Genomic DNA, 18,413 nt, shown 5'->3' with positions numbered 1-18,413 from the left:
TTGCGACTTCCTTTTTAACTAAAAACTCGATAATTATGATTACAATAGACCAACTCAAAGATGTGTTGGAGCGCGAGTCGGCGCTGAGGGGGTACCTTTGACGTCGATGCCAAGATAATTCAATTAGAAGAAGAAGAGCTAAGAACTCAGGCACCCGAATTTTGGAATGATAATAAGGTTGCCGAAGAACAAATGAAGAAAATTCGCGAACTAAAATCGTGGATAAACGGTTATAATGAAGTGAAATCGGCTTGTGAAGAGTTGCAGCTGGCATTCGACTTTCAGAAAGAGGGTATTACATCCGAAGATGAGGTTGATGAAGCTTATAAAGTAGCCGTAGTGAAGGTCGAAAATCTGGAACTGAAGAATATGCTTCGCCGCGAAGAGGATAAACTGGGAGCAGTTCTTAAAATAAATAGTGGAGCCGGAGGCACAGAAGGACAAGACTGGGCTTCGATGCTTTTCAGAATGTATCAGCGATGGGCCGAAGCTAAAGGTTATAAAGTAACAGTTACTAACTGGCTTGATGGAGATGAAGCCGGTATAAAAACAGCTACCTTGCAGGTTGAAGGCGAATTTGCCTATGGTTATCTGAAATCCGAAAACGGTGTACATCGTTTGGTAAGAGTTTCGCCTTATAACGCTCAAGGCAAACGCATGACTTCGTTTGCATCGGTGTTTGTTGTTCCATTAGTTGACGATTCGATAGAAATCGAAATAAATCAGGCCAATTTAACTTGGGATACTTTTCGCTCGAGTGGGGCGGGAGGTCAGAACGTAAATAAAGTCGAAACCGGAGTACGTTTACATTATAAATATAAAGACTCGGAAACCGGAGAAGAAAGTGAAATAGTTATTGAAAATACCGAAAGCCGTTCGCAGTTCGGTAATAAAGATAATGCTTTGCGTTTGCTTAAATCGCAACTTTATGAAATGGAGTTGGAGAAAAGAAGGCGCGAGCAAGTGAAAATTGAAGCGGGAAAAAAGAAAATAGAGTGGGGATCGCAAATTCGCAGTTATGTTTTCGACGACCGCAGGGTGAAAGACCATCGTACCAATTATCAGACATCTGATGTACAAGGAGTGATGGATGGTGATATTGATGAGTTCATCAAATCCTATTTAATGGAATTTGGCGACGAGGCTTAACAGCCTTATAATTGCTATATGAGAACCCCGAAAACAATGAGGGTTACATGTACTAAGAACTATATAAAGAAATATTTAGAATAAATATGGCTGATAAAACAACCATTAATAACGATAATATGACTCCTGATTATGTGTTCGAAACAAGCTGGGAAGTTTGTAATAAAGTAGGAGGAATATATACTGTACTTTCGTCAAAAGCAAAGACTATGCTCGAAGTATATAACGGCAATGTTATGTTTATCGGGCCCGATGTGTGGAAAGATTCGGAAAGCCTTTGGTTTATTGAAGACAAAAAATTACTTACCAAGTGGAAGAAACATGCCATAGCAATAGATGGGCTTAAAATAAGGGTTGGTTATTGGGACGTTCCCGGAAGGCCTATTGCAGTACTTGTCGATTTTCAGCAATTTTTTCCACATAAAGACGAGATATATGCCGATATGTGGGGGCAATTCGGGGTCGATTCGTTACATGCTTACGGCGATTACGACGAGTCGTGTATGTTTGCCTATGCTACAGGGCGGGTTATTGAGAGCTACTATAAATATCATAAACTTTCGGATAAAAATGTTATCGCTCATTTTAACGAGTGGATGCTGGGCATGGGAGCGTTGTATATAAAAGATAAATTGCCTCAGATAGCAACTGTATTTACAACTCATGCTACTTCTATCGGGCGTTCTATTGCCGGAAACAACAAGCCTTTATACAATTATTTATCGGCTTATAATGGCGACCAGATGGCTCGTGAACTAAATATGGAAGCTAAACATTCGGTTGAAAAACGGACGGCACTTGAGGTAGATTGTTTCACAACAGTGAGTGAAATAACAGCTCGCGAGTGTAAACAATTGCTTGAGCGTGATCCGGAAGTTACACCAAACGGATTTGAAAAAGATTTTGTACCCACAGGGCGCGAATATACAAGTAAACGTAATCTCGCCCGAAAGAAAATGATTGATGTTGCCGAGAAACTTTTGGGAAAAAGTATCGACACCGATGCACTACTGATAGCAACAAGCGGAAGATACGAATACAAGAATAAAGGTATAGATGTGTTTATTGATGCAATGAACAGATTGAACCATATAAAACAACTGAACAAAGATGTTGTGGCTTTTGTTATGGTTCCGGCTTGGGTCGACAAAGCTCGTCCGGAATTAAAACAACGGATACAAGGAAAAAAGATGGTTGATACACCTCTTGATATGCCATATATAACGCATTGGTTACACAATATGGAACATGATATGGTTCTGAATCAGATAAGGTTTTTAGGGTTGGATCATGTTGCTACAAACAAAGTGAATGTAATATTTGTCCCTTCGTATCTGAATGGTACCGACGGAATATTTAATATGACATATTACGATCTGCTTATAGGCTTGGATGCAACAGTTTTTCCTTCTTATTACGAACCTTGGGGCTACACTCCGCACGAAAGTATTGCGTTTTCGGTACCTAGCATAACAACTTCGCTTTCGGGGTTTGGCATGTGGGTGCTAAGCATGGGCGATGAAAGAGGAATGCACGACGGAGGAGAGGTTATCCGTCGCGATGATTATAATTTTATAGAGGTTTCGGAAGAAATATGCAATATGATTTTTGAAATGGCAACCCGAAGCAACGAGCAAATAAAAAGTATAAAGAAAAAAGCTGCCAAACGAGCATCTCTTGCCGACTGGAAGCATTTTTTCCATTACTACGAAGAGGCATACAGTAAAGCACTTGTAAGTGCCCGTACTCGTATGGATAATAATAAATAGATGCTAAAGTGTATTTTACACTCCAAAGTATAAAAACAAGATGAACTAAATTATTTAATTATGAAGATCAAAACAAGCTACAGTAATCATCCGTCATGGAAAGAAGTTCACACCCAGGTGAGGTTGAATAAAGAACTAGTACCTTTGGAGAAGCTTGCGAGAAACTTATGGTGGGTTTGGAATTTGGAGGCTACCGACCTCTTTGCCGAACTTGATCCGCAATTATGGAAAGAAACAGGTCATAATCCGGTTACGTTATTGCAAACGCTGAGTTATGCCCGCACTGAGGAGATTTTGAAAGATAAGACATTGATGGCTAAAGTAAAGTCGTTATGTGCTAAATTTGATAAATATATGTCGGTTAAACCCGATAAAAAGAAACCATCTGTTGCATATTTTAGTATGGAGTATGGGTTTACCCATGTCCTTAAAATTTATTCGGGAGGTTTAGGGGTTTTAGCCGGAGACTACTTGAAAGAAGCGAGCGATAGCCATGTTGATTTAGCGGGAGTAGGTTTCTTGTACCGTTATGGTTATTTCACTCAGCGTATTTCGCCCGATGGACAACAAGAGGCGTTTTACGAAGCTCAGAATTTTAATGAGTTGCCTATCGAGCAAGTAATGGAAGAAGATGGTAATCCCATGATATTGGCTGTGCCTTATCATGATAGAGATGTTTATGCTCATGTTTGGAGGGTAAATGTTGGGCGTGTGCCATTATATCTTCTTGATACAGATCTTGATATGAATAGCGAGTATGATCGTCCTATCACGTACCAATTATATGGTGGCGACTGGGAAAATCGAATGAAGCAGGAATATCTATTAGGTATCGGAGGTATATTGTTGCTTAATAAATTAGGTATTAAGAAAGAAGTATACCATTGTAACGAAGGGCATGCCGCATTTATAAATGTACAACGTTTGCTTGATCTTATCGAAAAAGAAGGTCTGACATTTAATCAAGCGTTGGAGATTGTTCGTGCCTCAGGTCTTTATACAGTGCATACACCTGTTCCTGCAGGACACGATTATTTCGACGAAGGCTTGCTTGGTAAATATATGGGGCATTTCCCAGAGCGTTTGGGTATTTCGTGGAACGAGTTTGTAGACATGGGACGCGAGAATCCGGGTTCGAATGAAAAGTTCAGCATGAGTGCTTTTGCGTTGAACACTTGTCAGGAAGCTAACGGTGTGAGTCTTTTGCACGGAATTGTTTCTCGTAATATGTTCCACTCTATGTGGAAAGGTTACTTCCCCGAAGAATTGCATGTGGGGCACGTTACAAATGGAGTACACTTGCCAACGTGGACTTCGCGCGAATGTAAGGCATTGTATGAAAAAACTTTTGACGAGACTTTCTACGAAGATCAGTCAAACGAAGATATCTGGAAAAAGATATACGATGTACCCGATCAGGAAATCTGGAATCTGCGTCTTAAATTAAAAAGACGTTTGATCGATTATGTTCAGGAGCAGATGCGTGAAGGTTGGGTTAAAAATCAAACTAATCCGAAAAGTATTCTGAATGTGATTGATAAAATTAATCCGGATGCTTTATTGGTTGGTTTTGGTCGCCGTTTTGCAACTTATAAAAGGGCACATTTGTTGTTTACCGATTTGGAGCGTTTGTCTCGTTTAGTAAATAACGAAAAATTCCCGATTCAATTTATCTTTACAGGTAAAGCTCACCCTGCCGATGGTGCAGGACAAGGGTTAATAAAACATATTATCGAAATATCGCGTCGTCCTGAGTTTTTAGGAAAGATTATATTCCTTGAAAATTACGATATGCGTTTAGCAAAACGTTTGGTTTCGGGTGTCGATATTTGGTTAAATACACCAACACGTCCGCTCGAAGCTTCGGGAACATCGGGCGAGAAGGCCGAAATGAACGGTGTGCTTAACTTTTCGGTTCTTGATGGATGGTGGTACGAAGGTTATCGCGAAGAGGCCGGATGGGCATTGACCGATAAACGTACTTACACAAATCAGGCATATCAGGACGAGTTGGATGCGGCAATTATCTATTCTACGTTTGAGAATAAGATACTTCCTCTTTATTATGCACGTAATTCGAAAGGATATTCGCCCGAATGGATACAATATGTTAAGAATTCGATAGCGAAGATAGCGCCTCATTATACAACAAAACGTATGATTGACGACTATATTAATAACTTCTATACTAAACAGGCAGCACGTTCTGAAAAAATATCGGCAGATAATTATGCCAAGGCAAAAGAAATTGCAGCGTGGAAGGAAGATATGGCTTCGAAATGGGATAATTTTACTGTAGTATCGATGAAAGCTAATGGTGAAGATATGCCTCAATCTATGATTAGCCAGTTGGAGGGTGAGAGTGTGATTCTTGAGATTGTACTTGACAAAAAAGATATGGTTGGCGATTTAGGTATAGACTATGTGGTTGTAGATACCGATGCAGACAACAATACTAAGTTATTGCAAACTATTCCGTTCCAGTTGTCAAAAACCGAAGGATCGAAACTTTACTTTACACTGAAAGAGCCAACAACTCTCATCGGTACACATAAGTATGCCTTTAGGGTTTATCCATCTAATAAGGATTTGCCTCATCGTATGGATTTTGCTTATGTGCGTTGGATTTAAGACAAAATTGTTCTTTTATATATAGAAAAAGGTGCTTCATTTGAGGCACCTTTTTTATTAAAAGGGTAAAACTTCTTTTTCACATGGTAAAACATAGTGCTATTGAATAGAAAAAATATTTACTTTACAATGTGCTTTTATATTATGGCTTTATCTGTATATTAAGAGTTGCAGGAAAGCAGTTTATAGTTATTAATAAACAATAAATCCGAAAATAGAAAAAGTTGTCAGGTCTGTCAGGTTTTTTATTTAGTATGTGTTATAGGATGTTGTGAGTGGTGCGAAATTCTATGTTGATAGAATATGTGCTTGCAAAATGAAATAAGATATACTTTAACTATTTATTAAAATAATGAGGTTTATATTTTTTCTGTCATTGTTGGTTTTGTCAGGAGGCCTTATCGCTCAGCATAAGTCGTCCGTAAAAATTATGCCTAAAAAAAATGCAGCGGTTGAGGTTACAAAATCGTTGGAAGAAGGGGCTTCTGATGAAAAACTTGCCATCGATTACGAAAACTTGGCCAAAGAACAAACCGGAAAAGGTGAACTGAAAAAAGCCGAAGAAAATTATGCTAAAGCCCGTAGCTTATATGTAAAATTGAAAAATACAGAAAAAGTTGCTCTCATCGATAGGGAGTTGGCTAAGCTTAAGGAGTTACAGAATAACATTGATGAAGCCATAGTTAAATATCAATCGGCTGCGCGTCTGTCGAAAAGCAAGGTGCAACAATCTCTCAATACAAACGATGCTGGTCGTTTAGCAAATATATCGAACCCCGAAGCGCGTTCAAATCTGATACAACAAAAAATAGATATACTGGAGTCCACTCCGCTTAAAGAAGATAAAGTTGAGGCATTCCAACAAATGGCAGAGGTTAAACTCGAATTGAAGGATACGAAAGCTGCTGTCGAAAATTTAGAGAGTGCTTTGGATTTTGTAAAGGATAAACCCGAAGAGGCTATAAAGATAAACAGGGATATTGCAAAAGCTTATGCATCGGATAATCAGATTGAAAAGGCAATAGAAATAAATGAAAAGCTGGTGGAAAAGGCCGAAGTGGTAAAAAACCCGAAAGTTAAAGTTGAACAATTGCAGAACTTGTCGAATGTTTATTTCGAAGGCAAGGATACAACAAAAGGGCTTACATCGCTTAAGCAGGCTTACAATCTGGCATTGAGAGAAGGGCAGACTTTTGAGGCAAGGAATAGTCTTGAAATACTAGCCAATTATTATAAAAGGGAAAAACAATCGCAAGAAGTAATTGCTCTGTATTCTTCGTTTATCGATACGCTGGAGGCTGTTATAAAAGCCGATACATCGTTAATTGACACAAAGCTATATCAGATAACTGAAGAAAAAATAGCCCAATTGGAGAAAGAACGGGCATTGAAAGATCAGCTTATTGAGAAGAAGAACCGGTTTAATTACGTTCTGATAGGTTCAATAATATTAATACTTACATGTTCTTTTTTTATTGTAAGGGCGTGGTATCTTGTTCGTAAGAGAAATAAAAAGATTGCATTGCAATCGCTCCGGCGCGAAATGAATCCTCACTTTATATTTAATAGCCTGAATAGTGTAAATCAGTTTATAGCGCAGAATAACGAGTTGGAGGCAAATAAATATCTGTCGTCGTATTCTAAATTAATGCGCAACATTATGGAAAACTCCAATAAGGATTTTGTACCGCTTTCGCTCGAAATGAATCAGATGCAGGAGTACCTTGAACTGGAGCATATTCGTTTTAATGATAAGTTTGATTTTGAAATTTATGTCGAAGACTCTATTGATAGCGATACGCTTTATGTGCCTAATATGATAATACAGCCACAACTCGAAAATGCAATATGGCACGGATTGCGCTATAAAGAGAGTAAGGGCGTTCTGAAACTAGAGGTTAAACAAAGTAATGATTATTTGTATATTACCATAGAAGATGATGGAATAGGTTTGACGAAAAGTGCCGAACTGAAAACCAAACATCAGAAAGCTCATAAATCGAGAGGTGTAAATAATACCCGCGAGCGGATAGAGCTATTGAATAGTTTATATAAAAGTAGAATTATTCTGAGTATAGAGGAAAAAACAAATGGAGCGACAGGCGTTATTGTAACTATTAGTTTTCCGTTAGATTTATATAAAAACAGATAGTAATGTTGCAGAAAATAAAGAGTGTTATAGTTGAAGACGAACATGCGGCCCGGGAAGCATTAAAAAGTTATCTTATTAAGTATTGTCCGCAAATAGAAGTGATTGGCGAAGCACATAATAGTAAAGATGCAATTTCGGTGTTGCATGAACTTCAGCCACAGCTTGTGTTTTTGGACGTTGAGATGCCTTTTGGTAATGCTTTTGATGTGCTGGATGGGTGTAAAGATCTTTATTTCGAAACTATATTTGTTACAGCTTTTTCCGAATACTCGTTGCAAGCATTAAATCAGAGTGCTGCTTATTATCTGCTTAAACCTGTTGGAATAGAAGAACTTATTCTTGCAGTGACAAAAGTGCAGCAACACATTCTTAAAAACGAAATATTCAACCGCAATAAAATAATTGTAGATAACTTTAAAGAACCTCAGCCTGAAAAGCAACAAGTTATTTTGCCTACTCTCGAAGGTTTTGAGGTGGTTAAAATAGAAGATATTATCCGTTTGCAAGGTAATGGAAACTTTACGGATATTTACCTGAAAAATAAGACCAAGAAAATGGTGTGCCGTTTTCTTAAACATTTCGCCGAAATATTACCTTACCCTTTTCTCAGGGTGCATAAGTCGCACATTATAAATGTCAGTTGTGTTAGATCATATCATAAAGGTTCGGGCGGTTATGTTGTACTTGAAGATGGAACAGAGATAGAGGTGTCGCCAAGCTATAAAGAGGCTTTTTTGCAGGTTTTTAAATGAAAAATGAATTACATTTGCATACTGAAACAAATGTGAGATGAAACAAGCACTTATTAAGCTGCACTTGTCGGTAATAATAGCCAGCTTTACGGGTATTTTTGGTAAACTAATAGCTTTGCACGAAGGTCTTTTGGTATGGTATAGGCTGCTGATTACTTCCGTTGTTTTTTTTATGGTATTGTGGATAACCAAACGTTTTCGCAGAATTGGAGGCAAAGAATTGTTGAAAATAATGGGAGTCGGTTGCATTCTTTCGGCTCACTGGTTCTTTTTTTATGGGAGTATAAAGGCCTCGAACGTAGCGATAGGGGTAGTCTGTTTCTCGCTTACAGGATTTTTTACGGCCATACTTGAACCTATAATAAATCGGCATCGTTTTTCGGTAAAAGAACTGCTTTTCAGTGTTATAGGGGTTTTGGGTATTCTGCTTATTTTCCATTTCGACACCCGTTACCGTTTAGGTATTACATTGGGAGCAATATCTTCGACATTGGCTGCTATATTTATTATTTGTAATAAACATGTAACTGCAAACAGACCTGCAACTTCGGTTTTGTTTTATGAAATAATAGGAGGATTGGTATTTGTAAGCTTACTTCTGCCTGTTTATATCTATTTCTTCCCCCCCGAAAAGTTGATACCCGATGTTTATGACTGGACTTATTTATTCCTACTTGCAACTATTTGTACTGTCGGTTTATATATACTTCAAATTCAGGCATTACGATTTGTTTCGCCCTTTACTGTGAACCTGACTTATAATCTCGAGCCTGTTTATAGTATTATTTTGGCTATGATATTGTTTAGTGAAGCGAAAGAGCTCGACTTGTCGTTTTATGTAGGTTTAGGGCTGATTATATTCTCGGTATTCCTCCAGATGTGGAGTATTACACGAAAAAAGGAGCGCACAGTGATGTCTTAATCGGAAGATTTTTCTTTCAGTTTATCTTTCAATTGTCCAATAGTTTTATTAGCGAGTGGATGTTTTACATCGGTTGCTATTTCTGCAAGCGGAAACAAAACAAAATCCCTTTGGTGCAAATAAGGGTGGGGTAGGGTTAACTCTTTTGTGTTTATAATAAGATTATCGTACATCAGCAGATCGATGTCGATAATTCTGTCGGAGTGTTTGTTATTTACCGATTTTTTAGTCCGGCCCATTATCTTTTCTATCTCTTGCGATATGTGTAAAACTTCGAAAGGAGTATGTGATGTTATAACACAGCATGCCCCATTAAGAAACATATTGTCGGAGGTAAATCCTACAGGCTTGGTAGTATAAAACGACGATAGGGAAATTACTTCCCCTATTTGTTCGTTTATATAGTTTACTGCATGTTGTATGTTTTTCTGTTTGTCTCCAAGATTAGTACCCAATCCCAGATAAACACAGTGCAGATTGTTCGTCTCGGTCATCTTTTAGATAATCAGCATTGCATCGCCATAAGTGCCGAATTTATATCCTTCTTTTACGGCAAGTTCGTAAGCATCCATAATAAGGTCGTATCCGCCAAATGCCGAAGTCATCATCAGTAATGTCGACTGAGGTAAATGGAAGTTAGTAATCATTCTATTAGCAACATTGAAGTCGTAAGGCGGAAATATGAATTTGTTTGTCCATCCTTCGCTTGGCTTTAATTTGCCGTCGGTACTAACAATAGTTTCGATAGCTCTCATTACAGATGTGCCAACAGCGCAGATATTAGCACCTTTTTCTTTTGCTTTATTTACAATATCGGCAGCCTCGGGAGTGATAAGCATTTGCTCCGAATCCATTTTGTGCTTAGTAAGGTCTTCTACATCAATATCGCGGTAATTGCCAAGTCCCGAATGTAAGGTAATATACGAAAAGTCTATGCCTTTTATTTCCATTCGTTTAAGTAACTCGCGGCTAAAATGCAGGGCAGCAGCCGGAGCAACAACAGCCCCTTCGTTTTTCGCAAATATTGTTTGGTAGCGTTCTTTGTCTTCTTCTTCTTCTTCGCGTCCCAGATATTTAGGTATTGGAGTTTCTCCTAAACTGTATAAAGTCGATTTAAACTCTTCGGCAGGTCCGTCGTAAAGGAAGCGCAGAGTCCGTCCGCGCGAAGTCGTATTATCTATAACTTCAGCAACCATCGAGTCGTTTTCTCCAAAGTATAGCTTGTTCCCAATGCGTATTTTACGTGCAGGATCTACCAGAACATCCCAAAGGTGCAATTCTTCATTCAGTTCACGAAGCAGAAATACCTCAATTTTTGCTCCTGTTTTTTCTTTATTGCCATATAAACGTGCCGGAAATACTTTTGTGTCGTTGAAAACAAAAACATCCTTATTTTCAAAGTACTCGAGAACATCTTTAAATACTTTATGTTCTATATCTCCTGTTTTACGGTTTATTACCATCAGACGCGACTCATCCCTGTTTTTAGCCGGATATTTAGCTATCAGGTCGTCAGGTAAATTAAATTTAAATTGGGATAGTTTCATATACTTTTATATTTCGAATTTTATTATTTTGTTATTTCAATTTTTTCGAGAAAAGCATCCATTTCCTCGGCTTCGATACATTTATCGAGGGTGGTTTCGCCAACACGAGTCCTGATTAATCCGGTTAAATGTCCCCCCGAATTTAAAGCTAAGCCAATATCGCGAGCCAAAGCCCTGATGTATGTACCTTTACTACAAACAACACGAACTTTAATTTCGGGCATCGAATATTCTAATAGCTCAATTTCGTCTATAACAAGCAATTTGGCTTTTAGCTCTACTTCTTGCCCCGAGCGTGCTAAATCGTAAGCTCGTTTTCCATTAACCTTGCATGCCGAATATGCAGGTGGAACTTGTTTTATTTCTCCTATAAATTGCTGTAGCGTATTTTCAACAAGCTCTTCGTTGATGTGTTCTACCGGATATGTTTGATCTACTTCGGTTTCCAGATCGAACGAGGGTGTGGTTTCGCCCAGTTTTATAGTTGCTATATATTCCTTTGTCTGATATTGAAACGATTCTATTAGTTTGGTCTTTTTTCCTGTACATACAATCATAACCCCAGTGGCCAAAGGATCGAGTGTGCCGGCATGCCCAACTTTAAGTTTCTTTATTTTCAGCTTTTGGCAAACCTTAGCGCGGAAGCGTCTGATAATATCGAACGAAGTCCAGTGCAGAGGTTTGTTTATATATATAATTTCGCCTTCTACGAAATCCATGTCTAATTTATAGTTCGTGAATTTAATTTTTCGATTATCTTTTTTAAAGTATGGCTAGCTGATGTCCTGTTAATAACAAGATAAGTATAATGGAACCAACAATTATGCGATACCATCCGAACATTTTAAAACCATATTTCGAAATAAAGCCAATAAAGAACTTTATAGCAAGCATTGCTACTATAAAAGCTACTACATTACCTAAGATTAAAGTACCTATATTGTCGGTTAAAATATTTATTCCATCAGGTTCTAAAAATAGCTTTAATAGTTTATAACCTGTAGCGGCAGCCATAGTTGGAACAGCAAGGAAAAACGAAAACTCGGCTGCGTTTTTACGGGTTAATCCTTGTGCCATTCCCCCAAAAATTGTAGCCATCGACCGCGATACGCCCGGAATCATGGCAATACATTGGAAGAACCCAATAACCAGAGCATTTTTATTTGATATATCTTGGTCTTGTTTAGGTTTGTCGAACCATTTGTCCATGAATAACATAACAACCCCTCCAAGTATTAGCATAATAGAAACTACCATAACACTTTCGAGGAGTTCGTCTATATAATCGTTTAAAAGGAATCCGAAAATAGCAGCAGGAATAAATCCGATGAAGAGTTTTTGATAAAAAGTCCAGGATTGAAGGAATCGTTTCCAATAAAGTACTAATACCGAAAGAATAGCGCCAAATTGTATGGCTACGGTAAATGTTTTAACAAAAGGTGTGCTTTCGACCCCTAATAAACTTTGTGTAATAATCATGTGCCCGGTAGAAGAAACCGGTAAAAATTCGGTTAAGCCTTCAATAATGGCAATGATGATTGTTTCGAAAATACTCATTCTTTATTTATCTTTAATATTGGTTGTGCTATCCGTTTTTTTAGATGGATACAAAATTCCGGCAATCATTAACAAAAAGCCAAAGAAACAGGTGATGGGAGCTATAACTATCCGTTTAGTACTGAAAATAGATGGCTCGAAACCTCCTTCGATTGTTGTTGCAGGGCCCGTCATCAGAATGAAGCCGAAAATAATTATTGCAACCGAAACGGCACAAATGATGTAGTTTTTTTTGCCAAAAGCAAAGTTTTGTTTATCCATAATTATATATGATAAAGATTATTTGTTTTCATTTTCAGATATTTATTGACAGCTACAAAAGTTGCCGAATAAGTTAGTAGTATACCCAATACTATAACTACACCGAAAATAATAAGAAGATCTTTCATCTCAACAAGGCTGCGAAATTCGGGATATTCTATAATAAATGTATATACTATAATAGTGATGAAAATATTTGCCAAAAAAGCAGCTATTATGCCGCAAAGTACAGTTTGTTGTAAAAATGGTTTTCTTATAAATGCATTTGTGGCTCCAACCAATTGCATGGTGTTTATTGTAAACCGTTTAGAGTATATGTTGAGCCTTATTGTATTACGGATGAGTGTAAACGAGATAAACATTAATATCAGAGCCAAAACTAAGGTTAACGTACCTATTTTTGCCAAATTTGAATTTACCAAATCAAGATCTTCCTGGCTGTAGATGATGCTTTTGAAAGTATTTTTACTTTTTAAATCTTTCTCAATCAATTTAACACTATCGGTATTGGCATATTCTGCTTTTAGTTTTATTTCGAAGCAACTGGAAGCCGGATTGTATCCTAATACTTCTTCCGGATCACGCCCTAAGTCCTGAATAAGTTGTTGTTTAATTTCTTCTTTATCTATGAATAAAACTTCTTTTGCATATCTGCTGGATTGTATCTGCTGTTGTAATGCAGCCGTTTGCTTTTCGGTCATCGTACTGGGTATTTCAACCGATACAGTCATGTTTTCTTTAACATACGAAGTGATACCTTGCCCCATTAAGGCAACTAGCGCCGTAAGTCCTAATAAAAGTAACACTAACGAAATGCTGGCAGTTGTAGTCATTCCTGCACCAAAAAAAGAAGACGAACCGCCCTGCCTCTTATTTGACATATTATTCTGCTTAATTCTCTTATTGCAAATGCATGGGCACTATAACCCTAAATTTGATGCAAAGTAACAAAATAAAAATTGTTAATAAGATGTTTTTGTTTTTTTTAAGGAATAATATCTTCAGCTTTGTTGTTTTACATAATAGAAGGGTGTATTACCTTTAAATGCTAAATGCTGATGAAGAGGTAGTAGATTAAATTGTAGGTATTTAAGGCTTTTTCTATTTTATACGGATTATTATATGTAAAAACGTTGTACTTTTGTGCTTTTAACATTGTAAAATATGATCGGAAGCCGATTTTTAATCTCTTTGAGGAAATTCAGAATAGTTTTTGTTGTTTTTGTAGTCTTGGCTATAACTTTTTCGTGTGCGAATATGGCTTCGCCCGGAGGGGGAGATTATGACTGGGACCCGCCCAAAGTTATAGGAAGCACACCTCTTCAGGGGGCCGTTAATTGGCAGGATAGAAAAATTGAGATTGTTTTTAATGAATTAGTTAAATTGGAAAGTCCGTTGGAAAAGGTTATAGTTACTCCTCCGCAACAGAAGACGCCGATAATACAAGCAATAAATAATAAAGTAAAAGTAGAGATCAGAGATACACTTATTCTTAATACAACATACGTGATTGATTTTACCGATGCTGTTGTTGATAATAATGAAGGAAACGTTTTCGAAAATTTTGCTTTTACGTTTTCAACCGGAGACAGGTTAGATTCGCTTGCAATATCGGGAAAGGTGCTTGCGGCGAATAATCTTGAGCCAGTGAAGGGAATGGTTGTTGGCTTACACTCTAACTTGGATGACACAGCTTTTACAAATATGAAATTTGAGCGGATATCGCGAACAAACGAAAGAGGTGAATTTATTATAAGAGGTGTTGCTGCGGGAAATTACCGGATATATGCATTGGACGATACCAACAGGGATTATATGTACGACAATCCGGGTGAAACAATCGCGTTTTTCGATTCTATATTAGTGCCTTCGCACGAACAGGCTTTTCGAACAGATACAGTATATAAAGAGATTAGGGGTAATAGCAAAGAGCTAGAGATAGATACTATTCTAACAATACCATACACTCGTTTTACTCCCGATAATATAATGTTGAGGTCTTTTAATTCGGGGTTTAAACGTCAGTATTTGCAAAAGGTTGAACGTCCGAATCCTGACGAATTAAAATTGTTTTTTGGATCAGCAACAGAAATGCCTCGGATAACACCTCTAAATTTTGAGGCGGGTGCCGATTGGGCTTTATTAGAACGTAATGCAACAAACGATACTCTTCAGTTTTGGATATTGGATCCGGAAATTATAAAGATGGATACGTTAACTATGCAGGTTGCATATTATAAAACCGATTCGCTAAATCTTCCTGTTATGACAGTAGATACAGTTAATTTCATGAACAGGCGTAAACGGACACAGGAAAAAGATGATAAAAAGAAGAAAGATAAAGATAAAGAACCCGAGATTGAATTTTTTAAACAGACGATAGATATTAAAAGTGTGGCGAACGTATATGATGCTATTAATATTGTATTTGATAAGCCTGTAAAGGATTCGTTAGAAGGAAAGATATATTTGCAACGAATGAAAGACTCGGTTTATGTGAATGAAGAAATCGGGCCAATTGTACAAGATTCACTTAATCCTCGTCGTTATACAATAAGGCATAAATGGCGGCCGGGCGATACATATTTACTGAGTGCCGATTCGGCTTCAATATTCAATTATGACGGATTGTGGAATAATAAAATAGAAGTTAAGTTTAAAGTGAAAAATATTGAGGATTATGGTAAACTTTATATTAAATTGCAAGGACTGAGTACTGATACACCGACTTTTGTCGAACTATTAAGTAAATCCGATTCGCCTGTCCGAAAAGCAATTGTGAGGAATGGTGGTGTTGGTTTTGCGAACCTCAATCCCGGTGTTTATTATGCCCGCCTGATTATAGATGACAATGGAAACGGCAAATGGGATACGGGAGATTATTATACCAAGCGTCAGCCGGAAACCGTGTTTTATTATAATGGATTCTTTGATATAAAGGCAAATTGGGAAATAACTGAAGATTGGGATATCAGGTATTTACAGCCCGACAAGCAAAAACCATTGGAGATAACTAAAAATAAGCCTAAGGATAAAGATTCGAAACGTAAAGACCGAGAAAATAGAGAGAAACAAAGTCGGGGGCAAAACAATCAAAGTTCCTCAAGTTCCAATTTAGGAGGTCTTTCCGGCGGAATGCAATCTGTTAGGCGATAGCTACAAAACTTTAAAGATAGAATTGTTATGGTTAAGATTTTTTTTTCAAGAGCATTATTGTCGCTGTTTTTCTTAGTGGCAGGTATTCAGTACGGCTTTTCGCAGTGTGAAATCGATAATATATATTTTAACGCCGGCGAGGCTCTTACTTACGATCTTCATATGAAGTTCGGAATATCGACAAAGGCGGGGACCGGTACTCTGAATGTTAAAAATGTAACATATGCAGGCAATGATGCCTACAAAATGTCCTTAACTACTAATTCGCAAGGGTTTGCCCGTAAAATATTCAAGTTGGATGATACCCTTTCGTGTGTAATGAGTAAAGACCTTGTTCCTTTAGCTTTTATGAAAGATGCTCACGAAGGAGATGATTATACTCGCGAACGGGTTGGTTATGCGTATTCGGGCGATGGGTCTGTAAAAGTAAAAGCTGTACGTTACAAAAATGGAGGATTTAGATTTGACGAGACTATTCAGTTTAATAATTGCGCATACGATATGCTCAGTATAGTTTATTTTGCCCGTACCCTCGACTATTCGAATATGAAGAAAGGCAATAAAAAACGGGTTGATTTTATATCGGGAAAGAAAAAATTGAAAATGGAAATAGTTCATGATGGAACAGAGAAACAGAAAGACAGTAATGGTAAAAAACATAATTGTATAAAGTTGGTGCTGAAAATATCGGATAATGCTTTCGATAATGAAGAAGAGGCAATGAAAGTTTATATAACCAATGACGCAAATCGCTTGCCAATCAGAATAGATTCAAAATTGAAAGTCGGTTCAACCCGTGCTGTTTTAAAAAGTTATAAGGGAAATAAATATCCGCTTGGTACATCTATCGAATCTGTTAAATCACAGCTTTAGATGGTTCTATATGCAGGCTTTTCTGTATAATGACTAATAATTCTTATCTTTGCACTAATTTTAATAAAACTATATAAACAACTTTTATGTCAAAACAATTGTTACCAGACCTGCCGTATTTAGTCGCAGATATTTCGCTTGCCGATTTTGGAAGAAAAGAAATTGAAATCGCTGAGCATGAAATGCCCGGATTGATGGCACTTCGTAAAAAATATGGTTCTACAAAACCATTAAAAGGTGCTCGCATAATGGGTTCGTTACACATGACTGTTCAAACAGCAGTGTTAATCGAAACATTGAAAGAGTTAGGAGCTGATATCCGCTGGGTAAGTTGTAATATATTTTCGACACAAGATCATGCAGCCGCAGCTATTGCCGCAGCAGGAATTCCCGTGTTTGCATGGAAAGGCGAAACATTGGAAGAGTATTGGTGGTGTACTGAACAAGCACTTCGTTTTCCCGGAGGAAAAGGCCCGAATCTGATAGTTGATGATGGTGGTGATGCTACTCTTCTTATCCATATGGGATATAAAGCCGAAGAAAATCCTGAAACAATTAATCGTAAAGGAGGAAATCACGAAGAACAAGTTATTCTTGATACACTGAAACGTATTTTAGGAGAAGATAATCAGCGTTGGCATCGTTTAGTTAAGGACTGGAAAGGCGTTTCGGAAGAGACTACTACAGGAGTTCATCGTTTGTATCAGATGATGGAGAGAGGCGAGCTTCTGGTGCCGGCTATAAATGTAAACGATTCGGTTACAAAATCGAAATTCGATAATCTTTATGGTTGTCGCGAATCGTTAGCCGATGGTATTAAGCGTGCTACAGATGTAATGATTGCAGGAAAGGTTGCTGTTGTTGCCGGTTATGGCGATGTAGGTAAAGGTTGTGCTCATTCATTGAAATCGTACGGAGCTCGCGTGATTGTTACCGAAATAGATCCTATTTGTGCGCTACAAGCTGCAATGGAAGGCTTTGAAGTTACAACAATGGAAGAAGCAGTAAAAGAAGGTAATATTTTTGTTACTACAACAGGTAATAAAGATATCATTACCATTCAGCATATGGAGGCAATGAAAGATCAGGCTATTGTTTGTAACATCGGTCACTTTGATAATGAGATACAAGTAGATGCCTTAGTAAACTTTGCGGGAATTAAACATACGAACATTAAACCTCAGGTCGACAAATATACATTCCCTAAAGGAAATTCTATATTCTTGTTGGCTGAAGGACGTTTAGTTAACCTTGGCTGTGCTACGGGACATCCTTCGTTTGTGATGAGTAACTCGTTCACTAATCAAACTTTGGCTCAGATAGAGCTTTGGGAAAAAGATTATGGTGTAAATGTATATCGTTTGCCAAAACAATTGGACGAAGAGGTTGCCCGTTTACACTTGGAGCAAATTGGAGTAAAGCTTACAAAACTAACAAAAGAGCAAGCCGACTATTTAGGAGTTCCGGCAGAAGGTCCTTTCAAACCCGAACATTACAGGTACTAATATACTTGTGTTAATATAAAAAAGAAGGTATCTGATTTAATCGGATACCTTCTTTTGTGTAAAAGGGGTGTCCCGTCCTAATATAGGTTGACACAAAAAAAGTCACCTTATGAAAGATTTACAACCAACATCATTAAAA

Annotated in this window: 15 protein-coding genes; 9 read left to right on the top strand and 6 right to left on the bottom strand. The window is 37.6% G+C overall.

Annotated elements, in window-relative coordinates; translation table 11 throughout:
* Nucleotides 1-35 precede the first annotated feature (35 nt).
* The 6 genes from prfB to D0T53_RS04290 all read left to right on the top strand — a co-directional run bounded on the left by prfB (nucleotide 36) and on the right by D0T53_RS04290 (nucleotide 9,375).
* Nucleotides 36-1,149 (top strand): peptide chain release factor 2 gene (prfB, locus tag D0T53_RS04315; protein WP_163265443.1). Its coding sequence is split into 2 segments (ribosomal slippage): nucleotides 36-98 and nucleotides 100-1,149, totalling 1,113 coding nucleotides; the frame shifts between segments, so codons are not numbered across the junction.
* A gap of 86 nt (nucleotides 1,150-1,235) precedes the next feature.
* Nucleotides 1,236-2,918, top strand: coding sequence for a glycogen/starch synthase (locus D0T53_RS04310; RefSeq protein WP_163265441.1), 1,683 nt, complete (start codon nucleotides 1,236-1,238; stop codon nucleotides 2,916-2,918).
* Between the two features lie 60 nt (nucleotides 2,919-2,978).
* Entirely contained in the window at nucleotides 2,979-5,549 is a 2,571-nt protein-coding gene (gene glgP / locus D0T53_RS04305; protein ID WP_163265439.1) for an alpha-glucan family phosphorylase, read from the top strand.
* Between the two features lie 352 nt (nucleotides 5,550-5,901).
* Nucleotides 5,902-7,701 carry a histidine kinase gene (locus tag D0T53_RS04300; protein ID WP_221411493.1) on the top strand — a complete coding sequence of 600 codons (1,800 nt, stop codon included), beginning with the start codon at nucleotides 5,902-5,904 and terminating at the stop codon, nucleotides 7,699-7,701.
* A gap of 2 nt (nucleotides 7,702-7,703) precedes the next feature.
* Entirely contained in the window at nucleotides 7,704-8,453 is a 750-nt protein-coding gene (locus D0T53_RS04295) for a LytTR family DNA-binding domain-containing protein (protein WP_221411492.1), read from the top strand.
* A gap of 37 nt (nucleotides 8,454-8,490) precedes the next feature.
* Nucleotides 8,491-9,375 (top strand): DMT family transporter, encoded by an 885-nt coding sequence (locus tag D0T53_RS04290; protein WP_163265437.1) that lies wholly within the window; start codon nucleotides 8,491-8,493, stop codon nucleotides 9,373-9,375.
* Here D0T53_RS04290 and folK read toward each other — a convergent pair.
* The 6 genes from folK to D0T53_RS04260 are packed head-to-tail and all read right to left on the bottom strand — an operon-like array spanning nucleotide 9,372 to nucleotide 13,621.
* Nucleotides 9,372-9,869 (bottom strand): 2-amino-4-hydroxy-6-hydroxymethyldihydropteridine diphosphokinase, encoded by a 498-nt coding sequence (folK, locus tag D0T53_RS04285; protein ID WP_163265435.1) that lies wholly within the window; start codon nucleotides 9,867-9,869, stop codon nucleotides 9,372-9,374. The two genes, D0T53_RS04290 and folK, sit on opposite strands and share 4 nt — an antisense overlap.
* Before the next feature lie 3 nt (nucleotides 9,870-9,872).
* Nucleotides 9,873-10,922 (bottom strand): tRNA preQ1(34) S-adenosylmethionine ribosyltransferase-isomerase QueA, encoded by a 1,050-nt coding sequence (queA, locus tag D0T53_RS04280; protein WP_163265433.1) that lies wholly within the window; start codon nucleotides 10,920-10,922, stop codon nucleotides 9,873-9,875.
* 23 nt (nucleotides 10,923-10,945) lie between these two features.
* Entirely contained in the window at nucleotides 10,946-11,641 is a 696-nt protein-coding gene (gene truB / locus D0T53_RS04275) for a tRNA pseudouridine(55) synthase TruB (protein ID WP_163265431.1), read from the bottom strand.
* A gap of 43 nt (nucleotides 11,642-11,684) precedes the next feature.
* On the bottom strand, nucleotides 11,685-12,479 hold the full coding sequence (locus tag D0T53_RS04270; RefSeq protein WP_163265429.1) for an undecaprenyl-diphosphate phosphatase: 795 nt from the start codon (nucleotides 12,477-12,479) through the stop codon (nucleotides 11,685-11,687).
* Nucleotides 12,480-12,482: 3 nt separating this feature from the next.
* Nucleotides 12,483-12,740, bottom strand: a complete 258-nt coding sequence (locus D0T53_RS04265; RefSeq protein WP_163265428.1) for a DUF3098 domain-containing protein — start codon at nucleotides 12,738-12,740, stop codon at nucleotides 12,483-12,485.
* A gap of 2 nt (nucleotides 12,741-12,742) precedes the next feature.
* Nucleotides 12,743-13,621 (bottom strand): ABC transporter permease, encoded by an 879-nt coding sequence (locus tag D0T53_RS04260; RefSeq protein WP_163265426.1) that lies wholly within the window; start codon nucleotides 13,619-13,621, stop codon nucleotides 12,743-12,745.
* A gap of 283 nt (nucleotides 13,622-13,904) precedes the next feature.
* Between D0T53_RS04260 and D0T53_RS04255 the strand changes: the two genes are divergently transcribed.
* The 3 genes from D0T53_RS04255 (at nucleotide 13,905) to ahcY (ending at nucleotide 18,274) form a co-directional block, all read left to right on the top strand.
* Nucleotides 13,905-15,896: an Ig-like domain-containing protein gene (locus tag D0T53_RS04255; protein ID WP_163265424.1), complete on the top strand. Its 1,992-nt coding sequence runs from the start codon at nucleotides 13,905-13,907 to the stop codon at nucleotides 15,894-15,896.
* 27 nt (nucleotides 15,897-15,923) lie between these two features.
* Nucleotides 15,924-16,769, top strand: a complete 846-nt coding sequence (locus D0T53_RS04250) for a DUF3108 domain-containing protein (RefSeq protein ID WP_163265422.1) — start codon at nucleotides 15,924-15,926, stop codon at nucleotides 16,767-16,769.
* 86 nt (nucleotides 16,770-16,855) lie between these two features.
* Nucleotides 16,856-18,274: an adenosylhomocysteinase gene (gene ahcY, locus D0T53_RS04245; RefSeq protein WP_163265420.1), complete on the top strand. Its 1,419-nt coding sequence runs from the start codon at nucleotides 16,856-16,858 to the stop codon at nucleotides 18,272-18,274.
* Nucleotides 18,275-18,413 lie beyond the last annotated feature (139 nt).

Origin of the sequence: Dysgonomonas sp. 216, assembly GCF_010501065.1 — a bacterium.
In the GTDB taxonomy this organism is placed as follows: domain Bacteria; phylum Bacteroidota; class Bacteroidia; order Bacteroidales; family Dysgonomonadaceae; genus QVMM01.
This window is presented reverse-complemented; position numbering and strand designations above follow the sequence as displayed.

What these genes read in the sequence shown, in the direction of transcription:
- D0T53_RS04310 (WP_163265441.1), top strand. Translation starts at nt 1,236, where the DNA reads ATGGCTGATAAAACAACCATTAATAACGATAATATGACTCCTGATTAT.
- D0T53_RS04300 (WP_221411493.1), top strand. Translation starts at nt 5,902, where the DNA reads ATGAGGTTTATATTTTTTCTGTCATTGTTGGTTTTGTCAGGAGGCCTT.
- D0T53_RS04250 (WP_163265422.1), top strand. Translation starts at nt 15,924, where the DNA reads ATGGTTAAGATTTTTTTTTCAAGAGCATTATTGTCGCTGTTTTTCTTA.
- truB (WP_163265431.1), bottom strand. Translation starts at nt 11,641, where the DNA reads ATGGATTTCGTAGAAGGCGAAATTATATATATAAACAAACCTCTGCAC.
- folK (WP_163265435.1), bottom strand. Translation starts at nt 9,869, where the DNA reads ATGACCGAGACGAACAATCTGCACTGTGTTTATCTGGGATTGGGTACT.
- D0T53_RS04295 (WP_221411492.1), top strand. Translation starts at nt 7,704, where the DNA reads ATGTTGCAGAAAATAAAGAGTGTTATAGTTGAAGACGAACATGCGGCC.
- D0T53_RS04260 (WP_163265426.1), bottom strand. Translation starts at nt 13,621, where the DNA reads ATGTCAAATAAGAGGCAGGGCGGTTCGTCTTCTTTTTTTGGTGCAGGA.
- D0T53_RS04270 (WP_163265429.1), bottom strand. Translation starts at nt 12,479, where the DNA reads ATGAGTATTTTCGAAACAATCATCATTGCCATTATTGAAGGCTTAACC.
- ahcY (WP_163265420.1), top strand. Translation starts at nt 16,856, where the DNA reads ATGTCAAAACAATTGTTACCAGACCTGCCGTATTTAGTCGCAGATATT.
- D0T53_RS04255 (WP_163265424.1), top strand. Translation starts at nt 13,905, where the DNA reads ATGATCGGAAGCCGATTTTTAATCTCTTTGAGGAAATTCAGAATAGTT.
- glgP (WP_163265439.1), top strand. Translation starts at nt 2,979, where the DNA reads ATGAAGATCAAAACAAGCTACAGTAATCATCCGTCATGGAAAGAAGTT.
- D0T53_RS04290 (WP_163265437.1), top strand. Translation starts at nt 8,491, where the DNA reads ATGAAACAAGCACTTATTAAGCTGCACTTGTCGGTAATAATAGCCAGC.
- D0T53_RS04265 (WP_163265428.1), bottom strand. Translation starts at nt 12,740, where the DNA reads ATGGATAAACAAAACTTTGCTTTTGGCAAAAAAAACTACATCATTTGT.
- queA (WP_163265433.1), bottom strand. Translation starts at nt 10,922, where the DNA reads ATGAAACTATCCCAATTTAAATTTAATTTACCTGACGACCTGATAGCT.